General features: G+C 70.0%; 16 protein-coding genes and 1 tRNA gene. 1 reads left to right on the forward strand and 16 read right to left on the reverse strand.

Features of this window, described 5'->3' with window-relative positions; all coding sequences use genetic code 11:
- The 12 genes from OB08_RS02945 to OB08_RS03000 form a co-directional block, all read right to left on the reverse strand.
- A partial coding sequence (locus OB08_RS02945; RefSeq protein ID WP_461471948.1) for an amino acid ABC transporter ATP-binding protein occupies positions 1–583 on the reverse strand: 583 nt, incomplete at its 3' end.
- Positions 570–1301 carry an amino acid ABC transporter permease gene (locus tag OB08_RS02950; protein WP_461471950.1) on the reverse strand — a complete coding sequence of 244 codons (732 nt, stop codon included), beginning with the start codon at positions 1299–1301 and terminating at the stop codon, positions 570–572. The genes OB08_RS02945 and OB08_RS02950, both read right to left, overlap by 14 nt.
- Positions 1302–1372: 71 nt before the next feature.
- Positions 1373–2179, reverse strand: a complete 807-nt coding sequence (locus OB08_RS02955; protein ID WP_461471952.1) for an amino acid ABC transporter substrate-binding protein — start codon at positions 2177–2179, stop codon at positions 1373–1375.
- 102 nt (positions 2180–2281) lie between these two features.
- Entirely contained in the window at positions 2282–3352 is a 1071-nt protein-coding gene (locus tag OB08_RS02960) for an NAD(P)H-dependent flavin oxidoreductase (protein ID WP_461471954.1), read from the reverse strand.
- Between the two features lie 10 nt (positions 3353–3362).
- Entirely contained in the window at positions 3363–3692 is a 330-nt protein-coding gene (locus OB08_RS02965; RefSeq protein WP_461471956.1) for a hypothetical protein, read from the reverse strand.
- Between the two features lie 129 nt (positions 3693–3821).
- Positions 3822–5450 (reverse strand): LuxR C-terminal-related transcriptional regulator, encoded by a 1629-nt coding sequence (locus OB08_RS02970; protein WP_461471958.1) that lies wholly within the window; start codon positions 5448–5450, stop codon positions 3822–3824.
- Between the two features lie 188 nt (positions 5451–5638).
- Positions 5639–6328: a 50S ribosomal protein L1 gene (gene rplA, locus OB08_RS02975; protein ID WP_461471960.1), complete on the reverse strand. Its 690-nt coding sequence runs from the start codon at positions 6326–6328 to the stop codon at positions 5639–5641.
- A 14-nt stretch (positions 6329–6342) separates the two neighbouring features.
- Positions 6343–6774: a 50S ribosomal protein L11 gene (gene rplK, locus OB08_RS02980; RefSeq protein WP_056121761.1), complete on the reverse strand. Its 432-nt coding sequence runs from the start codon at positions 6772–6774 to the stop codon at positions 6343–6345.
- 240 nt (positions 6775–7014) lie between these two features.
- Positions 7015–8046: a transcription termination/antitermination protein NusG gene (nusG, locus tag OB08_RS02985; RefSeq protein WP_461471962.1), complete on the reverse strand. Its 1032-nt coding sequence runs from the start codon at positions 8044–8046 to the stop codon at positions 7015–7017.
- Positions 8047–8127: 81 nt separating this feature from the next.
- Positions 8128–8397, reverse strand: a complete 270-nt coding sequence (gene secE / locus OB08_RS02990; RefSeq protein ID WP_461472082.1) for a preprotein translocase subunit SecE — start codon at positions 8395–8397, stop codon at positions 8128–8130.
- A gap of 93 nt (positions 8398–8490) precedes the next feature.
- Positions 8491–8563, reverse strand: a tRNA-Trp gene (locus tag OB08_RS02995).
- Between the two features lie 145 nt (positions 8564–8708).
- Positions 8709–9146, reverse strand: a complete 438-nt coding sequence (locus tag OB08_RS03000) for a pyridoxamine 5'-phosphate oxidase family protein (RefSeq protein ID WP_461471964.1) — start codon at positions 9144–9146, stop codon at positions 8709–8711.
- Positions 9147–9208: 62 nt separating this feature from the next.
- On the opposite strand from OB08_RS03000, the gene OB08_RS03005 reads away from it, so the two are divergent.
- Positions 9209–9823, forward strand: coding sequence for a hypothetical protein (locus OB08_RS03005; RefSeq protein ID WP_461471966.1), 615 nt, complete (start codon positions 9209–9211; stop codon positions 9821–9823).
- A gap of 106 nt (positions 9824–9929) precedes the next feature.
- Here the strand turns inward: OB08_RS03005 and OB08_RS03010 are convergent, their stop codons facing one another.
- Genes OB08_RS03010 through OB08_RS03025 form a run of 4 tightly spaced genes read right to left on the reverse strand, consistent with a single transcriptional unit; the run spans position 9930 to position 15144 of the window.
- Entirely contained in the window at positions 9930–11294 is a 1365-nt protein-coding gene (locus OB08_RS03010; RefSeq protein ID WP_461471968.1) for an NAD-dependent succinate-semialdehyde dehydrogenase, read from the reverse strand.
- A 42-nt stretch (positions 11295–11336) separates the two neighbouring features.
- A complete protein-coding gene (locus tag OB08_RS03015) occupies positions 11337–12911 on the reverse strand; it encodes an APC family permease (RefSeq protein ID WP_461471970.1) in 1575 nt (524 codons plus the stop codon).
- Positions 12908–13786 carry a universal stress protein gene (locus tag OB08_RS03020; protein ID WP_461471972.1) on the reverse strand — a complete coding sequence of 293 codons (879 nt, stop codon included), beginning with the start codon at positions 13784–13786 and terminating at the stop codon, positions 12908–12910. The genes OB08_RS03015 and OB08_RS03020 overlap by 4 nt, the downstream gene beginning before the upstream one ends.
- Positions 13783–15144 carry a flavin monoamine oxidase family protein gene (locus OB08_RS03025; RefSeq protein ID WP_461471974.1) on the reverse strand — a complete coding sequence of 454 codons (1362 nt, stop codon included), beginning with the start codon at positions 15142–15144 and terminating at the stop codon, positions 13783–13785. The genes OB08_RS03020 and OB08_RS03025 overlap by 4 nt, the downstream gene beginning before the upstream one ends.
- Between the last annotated feature and the right edge of the window lie 161 nt (positions 15145–15305).

A 15305-nucleotide genomic window follows, 5' to 3' on the forward strand; every position in this document is an offset into this window, starting at 1 on the left:
CGAGCGCGCTCGTCGGCTCGTCGAAGAGCAGCAGCGCGGGCTGGAGCGCCAGCGCACGCACGATGCCCACGCGCTGCTGCTGACCCCCGGACAGCTCGAAGGGGTAGGCGTCCCGCTTGTCGGCGAGGCCGACGCGCTCGAGAAGCGCCTCCGCGCGAGCGGTCGCCTCGGCCTTGGCGACCTTGTGCGCGTGGACCGGACCCTCGATGACGTTCTGCAGGACGGTGCGGTGCGGGAAGAGATTGTGGTGCTGGAAGACCATCGCCGAGCGATCGCGAAGGGCGATGCGGTCCGCCTTCGATACGGGGCGGGCGAAGTCGATCGACGGACCGCCCTCGAACGCCACCGTGCCGGCTTCGGGGGTCTCCAGCCCGTTGAGCGATCGCAGCACCGTGGTCTTCCCGGAACCGCTCGGCCCGATGAGGGCGACGACCTCGCCCCGTCGCACCTCGAAGTCGACGCCGTCCAGCACGCGGTTCGATCCGAAGCTCTTGGTCAGGCCCGACACCGTCAGCAGTGGGCGATCGTCGGCAGGGGACGGCGGCGCCAGCGCGTCGGCGCCGGAGACCTCATTTGGCGACATAGCGGTCCAGCCTCCTCTCGAGGGCGTTCTGCCCGGCCGACAGCACGAGACACAACATCCAGTAGATCAGAGCGGCCTCGAGATAGATGACCATGAACTCGTACGTGAACGCGGCGATCTGCTGAGCGCGGCGGAAGAGCTCGGTGACGAGGATCAGCGACGCGAGAGACGTGTCCTTGACGAGCGAGATGAAGGTGTTCGACAGGGGCGGCACCGACACGCGCGCCGCCTGGGGCAGCACGATCCGAGTGAGCGTCTGACCTTGCGAGAAGCCGACGGTGTGCCCGGCCTCCCACTGCCCCTTCGGCACCGACAGGATGGCCGCGCGGATGATCTCGGCCGCGTAGCCTCCGACGTTGAGCGAGAAGGCGATGATGGCCGCCGGCCACGGATCGATGACGAGCCCGATCGACGGGAGGCCGTAGAAGATCACGTACAGCTGCACCAGCAGTGGCGTGCCCCGGATGACGGAGATGTAGAACCGGGCGATCCCGGAGAGCACCGGATTCGACGACAGGCGCAGCAGCGCGATGCCGAGCGCGATCACGAGACCGAGCGCGAACGACGCCAGCGCGAGCGGGATCGTCGCCGTGAGTCCCGCCCACAGCAGGGGCCAGAACGAGTCGGCGACGAGCGTCCAGACGTCGTCGCCCGAGTCGGCGACCCCCGTCCCGATCGAGGACGGCAGGGCACCGATCAGCGACCAGGTGTCATGCATCGATGATCCTTCCGACAGGGCGGCGGCCTGAGCCGCCGCCCGCCCACGCTATGGCGGGCACGTCGGAAGTTCTACTCCGTGACGTCCGCCCCGAAGTACTTCTCACTGATCTCGGCGAGCACTCCCTCTTCGCGGAGCTCGGCGAGCGCCTCGTCGATCGCGGCGACGAGGGCCTCCTTGTCCTGCGTCAGCGCGAAGGCGCTGAGGCTCGGCTCGTCGGTCTCGGCGGCGATCTTCAGGCCGGTCGGGCCGTCGGTCTTCTCGTAGTCGAGGAAGGTGAGGTTGTCGTTGACGGTGGCGTCGACGCGACCCTGCTGAAGGAGGGCGACGGCCTGCGCCCAGCCCTCCACGGCCTCGACAGTCGCACCGCTCGCCTCGGCGAGCTCGTACCAGTTGCTCGTGAGCGACTGCGCGGTCGTCTTGCCGTCGAGATCCTCGAAGCTCGCGATCGCGTCGTCGTCCTCGGGGACGACGATGACGCCGGACGAGACCGTGTACGGCTCGCTGAAGAGGTACTGCTCCTCGCGCTCGGGGTTGATCGACACCTGGTTGGCGATGACGTCGAAGCGGCCCGCGTCGAGGCCGGCGAAGATCGCGTCCCACTGCGTCTCCTGGAAGACGACCTCGAGGCCGAGCTTGTCGGCGACGGCCTCGGCGATCTCGACGTCGAAGCCGACGAGCTCGCCCGTCTCGTCGTGGAAAGTGAACGGCCGGTACGTGCCCTCGGTGGCGACGGTCAGCGTGCCCTCGGTGACGAGCCCGAAGTCGTCACCCTCGGCGGAGCCGGAGGGTGCGGGCGTGCCGGCGGAGCTGCACGCCGAGAGGGCGAGTGCTGCGGTGGCGGCGAGGACGATGGCGGTGAGACTGCGGCGTGGCATGGCGGATTTCCTGGTGTGGATGAATAGGAGAGCCCAGCAGGTCGTCGTGCGTCCCGGGGCTCTTCAAGTAGAACACACCGTTATGAGAACCATTCCACAGCGTTACGCTTCGTTGCCGGTCCACGTCGACGTCGGCAAGCCGGCCGCGAGCTCGGCGAAGACCTCAGCCGCGGCATCCGCTCGGGCAAGCCCTGCGGCTTGACCCGCCCACAGCGAGGCGAGCTCACCGTCGCCCCGCTTCGCCGCCTCCGCCCGGAAGATGCCGGTCAGCCAGTTCTGCGCGGGGAACGGCAGCACGATCCCGCTCGTCTCGAGATCGCGCATCGCACGGTTCGGGATGCCACGTGCCAGCCGGCCGCTCAGGGCACGCGTGAGCACGGTGTCGTTGTCGGCCGCAGACGCGATCGCCGCGCGGTGCGCGTCGGTCGCCGCCGACTCGCGCGTCCGGAGGAACGCGGTGCCCACCTGGACGCCGGCGGCACCGAGCGCGAGTGCCGCGGCGACTCCGCGCCGATCGGCGATGCCTCCCGCGGCGATCACCGGCACGTCCACGGCGTCGGCGACCTGCGGCACGAGGGCGAAGGTGCCGACGAGCGAGTCCTCCGGGCGCCGGAGGAACGAGACGCGGTGCCCGCCCGCCTCCGCTCCCGTCGCGACGACGGCATCGACACCCGCGTCCGCGAGCGCGACCGCCTCGGCGACGCTGGTGGCCGTGCCGATGATCCGGATGCCTCGCCCCCGCGCCGCCGCCACGAGATCCGGGCCCGGCACGCCGAACACCACGCTGAGGGCCGCGGGGCGGGCATCGAGCACGGCCTCGAGCTGCGCGTCGACGTCGGGGAGGAACCGTTCGGGCGCGTCCGGCAGACGTGCCCCCGCTGCTTCGTAGAGCGGCGCCATCGCCGCGATCGCCGGGCCCAGGTCGACGTCGGCGGGCGTCACCTCGTCGCCGGCGGGGAGCCACAGGTTCAGCGCGAAGGGGCGATCCGTCGCCGCCCGCAGCTGCGCTGCGGTGTCGCGGATGCGCTCGGCGCTGTAACCGTAGAGGCCGTACGACCCCAGCCCGCCCATCGCGCTGACGGCGGCGGTGAGCTCGATCGACGACAGACCCCCGAACGGCCCGAGGACGATCGGGGTGTCGATTCCGAGAAGCTGCGGCAGTGTCGGGGCCATACGGTCGACGCTACGCGTCGGACGCCCGGCCCGCACGGACGAGCCGGCGGGCACGCCTGCGGTCCGGCACCACGGCGACCGTGGCGCCCCGCTGCCTCAGGCACAGGGCGAGCATGATCGCGCAGGAGACCACGTAGAACGTGTGAAGGCCCCAGATGGGGCCGAACGGCAGGGTGAAGACGTAGAGCGAGTAGACGGCGTTGGCGGCGTTGATCATGATCATGCTCGGGAGGCTGTAGGAGGACACGTCTCGCGTGCGCAGCGCCTTGCGCAGCATCGGCAGGTTGCTGACCGCGAAGACCACGGTCGCAATCGTGCCGGCGATGAGAGGGATGTCCACGTCTCCGAACGTACGGGCGGGCGCGCCGCGACCGCTTCGGGACTATCGCCCATCTCCCGATCACGGACGCGTGGGCAGGATTATGCAGACGTCCGGTCGTAGGGGGTATGCACGCGCGGGCGCCACCCCTCAGATGAGCCCGTGCTCGTAGGCGTACGCGGTCGCCGCCGACCGCGACGAGAGCCCGAGCTTGGCGAAGATGTTGCTCAGGTGGCGTGCCACCGTCTTCTCGCTCAGGGTGAGGCGACCGGCGATGCCGCGGTTGGTGAGCCCGGTCGAGACCAGCCGGAGGACCTCGATCTCCCGCGGGGTGAGCTCGCCGGCGGTGCGTCGGCCCATGAGCCGGTCGACCTCGGCGAGCGCCGGCCGCGCGCCGAGGTCGGCGAACACCCGGCCGGCAGCCTCGAACTCGGCGATCGCCCCGCTCTCGTCGCCGGTCGCACGCAGCGTCAGTCCGCGCAACGTCCGGCATCGGGCCGCCTCGTACGGCGCATCGAGCGACGACCATGTCGAGAGCGCCGTCGACGCCACCTCGAGCGCACCTGTCGCGTCGGCGTCAGCGAGGCGGATGCGCGCAGCGGCTGTCGCGGCGACCGCGGTGAGGAGCGGCGTCGGGAAGTCGCCTCGAAGCGTCTGGAGGTCGTGCGACGCACGCCGCGCCGCGTCCACATCGCCCGCGGCCAGCTCCACGTCGACGAGCGCGGGAAGGAGCCGCCGGCGCGTGCCCTCGTCGGCTCCCGCGAGTGCGTGTCGCAGCATCGTCTGCCCGCCCGCGGCGTCTTCCTGGGCCGCGCGCAGCAGCGCCCACCCCGGCTGCGGGTCCCAGCCCGTCGCCGCCGCACGTCGGTAGTGCTCGCCGGCGGCACGGTACTCCCCGCGCAGTCGTCGCTGCTCGGCGAGCTGGTAGTTCGCGACATAGCCGGCGGTGAAGTCGCCGGCGCGCAGTCGCTCCTCTGCCACGCCGGCGGCAACCGCCGCGGCTTCCCACTTCCCGCGCACCAGGAGCATCTGCGCGCGATACGCCGCACTCTGCCCGGCATAGGCGACGAGCTCCGGCTGGCCGGCGCACCACTGCTCGAACACCTCCGTCCACCGCTCAGCGCGCCGCAGGTCGAACGACTCGTGTGCGACGTCGAGCATGACGCGGAAGAAGACGCACGTCCACAGCGCCGACACGTCGCCGTCCTGCACCGCCGCGAGCGCGCGGTCGAGGCTCGCGAGTCCCTCTGCCGTGCGACCGATGGTGGTGAGGCACTTGCCCCTTCCGAACGCGGCGTGCGCGGCGAGTTCACGGTCACCCGTCCTCGCGGCGATGGCCGAGATCTCGTCGAACTTGCGCATCGCCTCGTCGAAGTCGCCGACGAAGAGCCCGGTGAGGGCGGCCGGGACCAGCGCGACCCTCCCGCCGACGGCATCCTCGCCTTCCAGCCGCGCCACAAGACGGAGTCCGCGCGCCATCCAGTTCCCGCTCAGCGGCAGGTCGCCGATCTCGAGCAGCTCCAGCGCGAGCCATCCCGCGGTGCGCGCAGCGCCGACGGTGTCCGCGCCCCGCAGGTGGAGGTCGTACGCCGAGGTCATCACGTCCACGGCCTCCGCCGTGCGCCCGCGCAGGAGCGCGGCGGTGGCGAGCAGTTCGAGATCGTGCGGTTCGAGGCCGCCGGGGCTTGTCGCCCGCGCCTCCTCCAGGCGGTCGCGCGCCTCGCGCCACCGCCGCTGCGCGGCGGCGGCGCGTCCGGCCTCGAGTGCCGTCGCGTCCATCGCGCTCCCCCGCGGGCGCCGAGGCCGAGGGCCAGACGGGGTGCGCCCGCATCGGGGGAACCGTAGCGCCGCGCGCGCACCGGCCGCAAGACGCGAGGTCCTCGACGAACGACGAAGGGCCCCACCCGGAGGTGGGGCCCTTCGTGCGAATCAGTCTCGCGGCTGACGCCCCGAGGCGATCACGTCGTTCAGAGGGAGTTGACGTCCAGCGGGATGCCGGGGCCGAACGTGGTCGACACGGCGCCCTTCTGGATGTAGCGGCCCTTCGAGCTCGACGGCTTGAGGCGGATGATCTCCTCGAGCGCAGCGGCGAGGTTCTCGTCGAGCTGCTCGGCCGAGAACGAGGCCTTGCCGACGACGAAGTGCACGTTGGCGTGCTTGTCGACGCGGAACTCGATCTTGCCGCCCTTGATCTCCTCGACGGCCTTGGCCGGGTTGGGGGTCACGGTGCCGGTCTTGGGGTTGGGCATGAGGCCGCGGGGGCCGAGCACCTTACCCAGACGACCGACCTGGCCCATGAGCTCGGGCGTCGAGACGGCCGCGTCGAACGCGGTCCAGCCGCCGGCGACCTTCTCGATGAGCTCGGCGCCACCGACCTCGTCGGCACCCGCGGCGATCGCGGCCTCAGCGGCCGGACCCGTCGCGAACACGATGACGCGGGCGGTCTTGCCGGTGCCGTGCGGGAGGATGACGGTGCCGCGCACCATCTGGTCCGCCTTGCGCGGGTCGACGGCGAGCTTGAGCGCGACCTCGACGGTCGAGTCGAACTTCGCCGAACCGGTCTGCTTCGCGAGGGCGACGGCCTCGGTGGGCGTGTAGAACTTGTCCGCCTCGATCTTGGCGGCAGCGGCCTGGAAGGCCTTGGACTTGGTAGCCATGTTTCCTATCCCCCTCAGTCCTCGACCGTGATGCCCATGGAACGGGCGGTGCCGGCGATGATCTTCGAGGCGGCCTCGATGTCGTTCGCGTTCAGGTCGGGCTGCTTCGTCTCTGCGATCTGGCGCACCTGCTCCTTGGTGAGCTTGCCCACCTTGGTCGTGTGCGGCGTCGGCGAGCCCTTCTGCAGGCCGGCGGCCTTCTTGATGAGCTCCGCGGCCGGCGGGGTCTTCAGAACGAACGTGAAGCTGCGGTCCTCGTAGACGGTGATCTCGACGGGGATGACGTTGCCGCGCTGCGACTCGGTCGCGGCGTTGTACGCCTTGCAGAACTCCATGATGTTGACGCCATGCTGACCGAGCGCGGGGCCGATCGGCGGCGCCGGGTTGGCTGCACCGGCGTTGATCTGAAGCTTGATCAGGCCGGTCACCTTCTTCTTCGGTGCCATTCTTTCTCTCCTTGTCGTGCGCCCGGACGGGCGCGCTTCCACAGCCGGGCTGACCCCGGAGGTGGTGGTGGATCGTCGCGAGACATGCTCGCAACCGTCCAAGTCTACCCGATGCGCTCGTCGGCTCCGCACGCGTGCGGGATCCGCAGGGAGGACGCGTACCGCGCGCGCCCCTGGCCCGCACCCACGCCCGGGAACGACGAAGCGCCCCGCCGAGGGCGGGGCGCTTCGCGGAGAATGCTAGAGCTTGGTGACCTGGTCGAACGACAGCTCGACCGGGGTCTCGCGCTCGAACAGCGAGACGAGGACCGTGAGCTTGCCGCTCTCGGGCTTGATCTCGCTGATCGTGCCGGGAAGACCCGCGAACGAGCCCTCCTTGATCGTGATGGTCTCGCCGACCTCGAAGTCGACCTCGGCCGGGATGACGCGCGTGGCAGCCGCGGCGCCCTTCTTGGCGGCGCCGGCCTTGGCGGGCGCGGTCTCCTTGACCTCGACGAGGCTCTTCAGCATGTTGAAGGCCTCTTCGAAGCGGAGCGGCGTGGGGTTGTGGGCGTTGCCGACGAAGCCGGTGACGCCGGGCGTGTGACGCACGACCGACCACGTGTCCTCGTTGAGGTCCATGCGCACGAGCACGTAGCCCGGGATGCGCACGCGCGTGACCATCTTGCGCTGGCCGTTCTTGATCTCGACGACGTCCTCCATCGGGACCTCGACCTGGAAGATGTCGTCCTCGACCTCGAGCGTCGACTTGCGCTGCTCGATGTTGGCCTTCACCTTGCGCTCGAAGCCGGCGTAGGAGTGGATGACGTACCACTTGCCCGGCAGGGTGCGCAGCTCGGCGCGGAACGCCTCGTAGGGGTCCTCGTCGTCGTCTTCGTCGTCGGAGCCGTCGTCGGACTCGTCCTCGTCGCCGTTCACGTCGGGACCGTCGTAGGGGGTGACCTCCTCGGCGGCCTCGGCCTCGAGTTCGGCGACCTCCTCGGCGATGGAGTCGTTGAGCACCTCGGCCGCAGCCTCGGTCTCAGAGGCCTGGTCGAGGTTCAGGGCGTCGTTCACGATGGCGTCTGCCTCCGGGTCGTCGATGTCGATGTCGTCCAGGTCGGCGTCGTCTTCTGCCGCAGCGTCGTCGACGATGTGGATGGCGACGTGCTCGGCCGCGGTGTTCGCGGCGTCCTCTTCGGCGAGGACGTTGCCCTCCTGGGCTTCGTCGTCCTCGGAGGACTGCTCGGCCGCCGTCGCCCAGTCGGCGTCGTCGAAGAATCTTTCAGACACTGCGTTCTCTTCCGTTTCGTCCGCGGTGGGACTCGACCCCATCCGCGTGGCCCGTTGTGTGGCTCGGGACCTTTAGGCGGCTCAGGCGGCGCCCGGAACTCCGAACACGTACGCCGCGATCCACACGAACAGCACGTCGAGGCCGTAGACGATCGCCATCATGATGACGACGAAGCCCAGCACGACCGCCGTGTACTTCAGCAGCTCCTGGCGCGTCGGCGTGACGACCTTGCGGAGCTCGGCGAAGACCTGACGGATGAACAAAGCGATCCGCGCGAAGACGTTCGGCTTCTTCTCGCGCGGTGCGCCGCCCGCGGGGACGACCTCGCCCGTCGGCTCGTCCTGAACCATCGATGCCACCTGATTACCTTCCGTGCGTCGGCGTGGGCCGACTCACTGTGTTGTCAACCGCCGACGTTGTCTTGCCGGCGTTGCGCTGACGCGCAGGGCGGACAGGAATCGAACCTGCAACCTGCGGTTTTGGAGACCGCTGCTCTGCCAATTGAGCTACCGCCCTAGAGGCCCGGAGGCCTCTGAAGCCCGCGTTCTCCCCCGTCACCTGAGCGATGGAGAGCCTGCCCGGATGACGGGCACGGCGAAAGAATGCAGACTTCAACTGCACGCTCCAGTGTACGGCATGGTCGGAGGCCCCGCGAATCCGCTCAGTACTGCTGGACCCCGTAGCGGTCCGGTTCGGGCGAGCGCTCGAAGGCCCGGCCGGATAGCGAGGTCGCCTCGACGCGGACGTACGTGTACTTGAGCGTGGGGATCCACGGCTTGAGCCCCAGTCCGTCGGCGCGCTGGACCTCGTCGGAGGTGTCGAGAGGATGCGCACGCCCGCGGACGATGACGCTCCACGCGTCGGCATCCGTGTGATCGTCCACCTCGAAGAGCACCTCGTCGTTGACGGTGAGCTCGAACAGCTTGCTGCCCTGCGCGGTGCGGAAGAGCAGCGTCTCACCGTCGACCACGTAGTTCACGGGGAAGATGTCCAGCACGTCGGCGACGTGGGTCACGAGCCTCCCGAGCTCCTGCGTGCGCAGTCGCTCCCAGCACTGATCCTCGGTCAGCGCGACGACGGGGTCCGATGTGTCTGCCATGCCTCCATCCTCTCTCCGCGGCCCTCTGCGCGGTAGCCCGCCGTGCGGGTTACGATGCCGCCATGACCCTCTCGCAGGCGCTGCTGGACGAGCTGTGGGACTTCGGCGATGCGGCCGGATCCGAGGCGCGCCTGCGGGCTGCCGCCGAGGCGGAGACGGATGCCGCGTCCCGCGCCGAGCTCGCCACGCAGGTCGCACGCGCCCTGGGGCTGCAGGAGCGCTTCGACGACGCCGAGATGCTGCTGAGCACCACGCCGATCGTCGCCCCCGAGGTCGCCGTGCGCGTCGCGCTGGAGCGCGGTCGCCTGCGCAACTCCGAGGGGGATCCGGCAGCCGCGGCCGCGCTGTTCGCACAGGCGGCCGAGGCCGCGGCATCCGCTGATCTCACCTTCCTGCGGGTCGACGCGCTGCACATGCTCGCGATCGCCGACCCGGCTCACGCCGCCGAGTGGACCGACCGCGCGATCGAGGTGCTCGACCCGACGACCGATCCCCGGACGCTCCGCTGGCTGGTCTCACTGCACAACAACGCCGGCTGGGCGCACCACGACGCCGGGAGGGTCGACGACGCCGTCGCCGAGTTCGAGAAGGCGAGGGATGCCGCGTCCCGCTGGGGCACGCCGCAGCAGGTGCAGTGGGCCGACGACGCGCTGGCCGAGGTCCGCGGCACGGGCTGACCGGACGCGGGACAGGGGACCTCGCCGAGACGAGGGACGAGGTCCCCGTCTCGAGCGCGATCCCCTGTCTCGGGCGCCCAGCGCCGGGCGCTCGGGGCGCTCGGCGTCAGGCGCCGACGCGGATGAGCTTCTTGTTGACGAACTCGTCGGCGGCCAGGAGACCCATCTCGCGCGAGGTGCCGGAGCGCTTCACTCCGCCGAACGGCAGGCCGGGCTCGTCGGCGAGCACGACGTTGACGTAGACCATGCCGGCGTCGATCTTGTCGGCGATACGCGCGGCCTGGTCCTCGTCGGTCGTGAAGACGTACGACCCGAGGCCGAAGCTGGTGTCGTTGGCGATCTGCACGGCCTCGTCCTCGTCGGCCACCTTGTAGACGACGCCGACGGGTCCGAAGAACTCCTCGCGGTATGCGTCCATGTCGCTCGTGACCCCCGTGAGCACGGTGCCCGGGTAGTAGGCGCCGTCGCGCGTTCCGCCGGCCACGAGCGTCGCACCCTGCTCGACGGCCTTGTCGACCTGCTCTGCCAGGCGCTCGGCCGCCGTGAGCGACGACAGCGGACCGAGGACGGTGTCTTCGGCGAACGGGTCGCCGACCTTGGCCTCGCTCATCTTGGCGGTGAACTTCTCGAGGAACTCGTCGTACAGGCCGTCGACCACGATGAAGCGCTTCGCGGCGTTGCAGGACTGGCCCGTGTTGTCGAGGCGCGCGTCGACCGCGGCCTGCACCGCACCGTCGAGGTCGTCGGTCGACAGCAGGATGAACGGGTCGGATCCGCCGAGCTCGAGCGCGACCTTCTTGAGGTTGCGTCCGGCGACCTCGGCGACCGCGGCGCCGGCGCGCTCGGAGCCGGTCACCGAGACGCCCTGCACACGACGGTCGGCGATGATCGCCGCGGCCTGCTCGTTGGACGCGTACACGTTGGTGTACACGCCGTCGCCGAGACCGGCATCCGCATAGATCTTCTCGATGGCCGCGGCCGACTCGGGGCACTGACCGGCGTGCTTGAGGATGATCGTGTTGCCGATCACGATGTTCGGCGCCGCGAAGCGGGCGACCTGATAGTAGGGGAAGTTCCACGGCATGATGCCCAGGAGCGGGCCCAGCGCCGAGCGGCGGATCACCGCCGTGCCCTCGCCGTCGATGTCGATCGGCTGGTCGCCGGTGATCTTGTCGGCGTGGTCGGCGTAGTACTCGGTGATGTCGGCTGCGAAGTCGACCTCGCCGAGGGCCGCCTCGAGGGGCTTGCCCATCTCGCGCACGATGATCGCGGCGAGCTCGTCACGGCGCTCGCGGTGCAGTTCCGCGACCTTGCGGATGCGCGCCGCGCGGTCGGACACCGGCGCGTGCCGCCACGTGCGGTACGCGGCATCCGCTCCGGCGATGACCGCCTCGAGGGCGTCGTCGGTGATCGTCGGGTACGTGGCCAGGGTCTCGCCCGTGGCGGGGTTGACGACGGCGTACTCACTCATGGTGTTCTCTCTCCGATCGGGTGGGTGGTGACAGTCTGCCGCTCAGCGGCGTGTACGTCGAAGGCTTTCCGGTGCTTCCACACTCAGTGTCTCGCCGCGGAAGAAAGCAGGACGCTTGATCGCCTGCCAGATCATGATCACGATGCCCGCCAGGATGACGGTGACTCCGAGGATGAAGACGAGGCCGACGCCGCCGACGTTGGATCCGCTGCCGTAGTCCGGGTCCATGCTGTCGCGCAGGGTCATGAAGAACAGCGCCGCCAGGATCAGTCCGCCGACGAGCGGGAACAGGAAGGCGAAGAAGAACATCCGCGCGGAGTCGAACCACTGCCTGCGGAAGTACCAGACGCACGCGAAGGCGGTGAGGCCGTAGTAGAAGCAGATCATCATGCCGAGCGCGGTGATCGTGTCCCACAGCACGTTCTCGCTCACGAAGCGCATCACGGCGTAGAACACCGACGCGACGACCGCCGACACGATGGTCGCGAACCCCGGGGTGAAGAACCGCGGGCTCACCCGGGCGAAGCGGTCCGGAAGCGCCTTGTAGTGGCCCATCGCCAGGAGCGTGCGGGCAGGCCCGACGGCCGTCGACTGCAGCGACGCGGCGGAGCTGGTGAGCACGGCCAGCGACACGAGGAAGGCCAGCGGCCCGAGCACCGGGCCGGAGAGATAGAAGAACACGTTGCCCTGGATGTCCTCGTTGCCGAGGCCGAGCTCGCCTCCGCCCACGCCCGCGAAGGCGAGCAGCGAGATCGAGATCAGCAGGTACAGGCCGGCGACGATCAGCACCGTGACGGTGGCGGCACGGCCGGGCGTCTTCTCGGGATTCTTCGTCTCCTCGTTCATCGTGAGCACGACGTCCCAGCCCCAGAAGATGAAGATCGACAGCGACAGGCCCGCGACGGCGGCGCCGAAGGCGTCCAGCGTCTCGGTCGGCTGGATGGCGAACGGGTTGAACCACGACAGCTCGACGGGGCTGGCGTCGAACGCCGTGCCGTTGGCGACGTGCACGAGCGCCGCGATCGAGAAGACGACGAGCACGAGCACCTGGAAGCCGACCAGCACGTACTGCAGCTTCTGCGTCGTCTGCAGGTCGCGATACGAGACCACGGTCGCGCCCGCCATGAACAGCAGGCACACCGCGACGTTGATGAAGGGGTCGAAGGCGAGCTCGGCGATCCACCCGGGACTTCCCGCGAGCTGGTCGATCAGGAGGAAGAGGAACTCGACCGCAATGCCCGCGAGGTTCGACAGCACGAGCACGGTCGCCGCCACGAGGCCCCAGCCCGTCATCCAGCCGATCCAGGGCCCGAAGGCGCGCACGCCCCACGTGAACGACGTTCCGGAGTCCGGCATGACGCGATTGAGCTCGCGATAGCCGAGGGCGACCAGCAGCATCGGGATGAAGCCGAGGATGATGATGGCCGGCACCTGGAACCCGACCTCGGAGACCGTCGGCCCCAGCGACGCCGTGAGCGTGTAGGCCGGGGCGATCGTCGAGATGCCGATGACGACGGCGCCGATCATGCCGACGGTGCCGGCACTGAGCCCCTTCTTGGACAGCGTCCCGGTGACGGGCTCGCCGGTGAACGTCTCGGTGCTGCGCTGATCGCTCACGAGCTCGCCCCCTTCTTCTTGCGCGTGCGGGGCACGACGATCATGGGCACGGGAAGCTCGTGCAGCATCTTCGCCGCCGTGGATCCCAGGAACAGGCGGCGGGGCCGCGCGAGACGGCTCGAGCCGACGACGGCGATCTCGCCCGGCTCCCAGCTCAGGTGCGAGACGGCGTCCTCGATGCTGTCGCCGAGCCCGACGACCGCCTCGGCCTGCACGCCCTTCGGGAGCGCGCTGCGCGCGTGGACGAACACCTCGTCGGCGTGCATGGCGGCCGACTCGTTGGACGTGATCCCGGCGGGCAGGTCGATCGCGACGAGCGACACGAGGCGCAGCTCGGCGCCGGTGGACTCCGCCAGCGCGATGCTCTCCTGGAGCAGCACGTCGGCGCCCGGGCGGAGGCCGATCGCCGCGGTGATGCGCGTGATGCCGCTGGAGGGGTCGATCCGGCGCGCGCCCTCGGGGGCGAGCACGACGGGGACGTCGGCGGAGTGCAGGAGCTCGCTCGCGACGGTGCCGAGGCGGTGGCGTCCGCGGAGGCCGCCGTTGGCGGCGCCGACGACGATGTGCGAGGCGCTCAGGTCGTGAGCGGAGTCGAGCAGCCCCTCGGCGAACGACTCCGCGAAGCGCACGTGCGTGCGGACCCTGATCGCGGCGGGCAGTGCGGCCCCGGCATCCGTCAGCCATCGCTCGGCCTGCTCGCGCAGGTAGCGGTCGTAGCCGGCGTCGGGCGGCGTGATGACGCTGCGCTCCTCGCCGGGGAGCACCACGACGAGATGGAGCGAGGAATCGGATGCCTGTGCCAAGCGGGCGCCGAGCGCGACCGCGTCGCGCCCCGCGTCGGTCGCCGTGTACCCGACGACGATGCGGCGGCTCATGCGCGGGTCTCTTCCACGATGTTCGCCGCGACGAGGCGGCCCATGCGGATCGCGCCGTCGACGTGCTGGTAGCCGGCGCCGGCCATGTCGCTGCACGCGAAGTGGATGGGGCCGACCGGCGTGCGCAGATCGGCGCCGTAGCGGGCGAGGCCGCCCAGGTCGAAGCTCGCGGCGTAGGCGCCGCGGGTCCACTCCTCGGCGCCCCAGTCGCTCTCGAAGTAGACGATCGGGTTCTTGGCCTCTTCGCCGTAGTAGTGCGACAGCGACTCGAGGATGCGCGCCTTGCGCTCTTCGGCCGAGACGCGGAACAGGTCGTCGGCGTTGCGGTCGGAGACGAAGCCCACGAGAGTGCCGCGCTCGTCACCGTGGTTGGTGTTGTCGTACGCCTCGTGCGAGATCTCGTAGGGACTGAAGGCGGTGCCCGACAGGCCCTGCTCGCGCCAGAACGGGCGGTCGTAGACGGCGTGCACCTTGATGACGAAGCCCATCGAGATGTGCTGGTGCATCTGCTGCTTGAGCCGCGGGAGGGGCGGGTCGAAGTCGATCCACGGGTACAGGATCGGGGCGTGGGCGAGGATCACGAAGCGCGCCCGCACGGTGACGTCGCCGTCGGTGACGACCGTCACGCCGTCGTCGTCGGTCTTGACCTCGATCACAGGCTGTCCGAGCAGGACGTCGTCGCCGAGCCGCTCCGCGAGGAGCAGGGGAACCTGCTGCAGGCCACCCACGACGCGCTCGTCGAGGATGTAGTCGGCGTCGACGAGATTCGAGAAGCTGCCGGCGCTCGCGGCCATGAGGAGGGCCTGCAGTGCGGAGAAGGCGTAGGCGGGCTTAGTGAGCATCGCGCCGGCGATGAAGAGCGCGATGTTGTCGCGCGCCTCCTGGTCGTCGGTCTGCTCCTCCAGCCACGCCTCGAACGAGATGCGGTCGAGCGCCTCGGCGTCGGGGTGCTCCCACGGCTTGTCGGGGTCGACCTCGGCCACCATCGCGTCGAGCTTCTCGATCAGCCCGACCATCGCCTTCTCGGTCGCCGGCGGCACGGGGAAGATCTCGCCGGTGAACCGCGTGAGCTCGCCCGCCTCGTTGACGTAGACGGAGTCGCCCTCGCGGTAGCGGCTGTAGGTCTCGAGGCCGAGCTCGGCGATCGTCTCCTTCAGTGCCTCCTGATCGGGCGACACCCACTGGCCGCCGATCTCGAGCATCGCGCCGTCGATGACGTCTGTCCACAGCCGCCCGCCGACGCGGTCGCGCGCCTCGAGCACCACCACCGACAGGCCGGCCTTCTTCAGCTCGTTGGCGGCGGTGAGGCCTGCGGCGCCGGCGCCGACGATGACCACGTCGCGGGTCAGCTGTTGCATGGGGACTCCTTCGTCATGTGCTGCGTCTTCTGGTGCAGCGTCGTCTGGGGCTGCGCCTCTCGCCGGCGCGGCGTGGTGCGCCATTTCACCTGCATGTCCCGATTTCCGTCGTTCCCGCTCCTTCTGGTCGCCGAAATCGGGACATGAAGGGCGGAAAGCGG

The sequence above is a fragment of the Microbacterium sp. HJ5 genome, assembly GCF_054824025.1.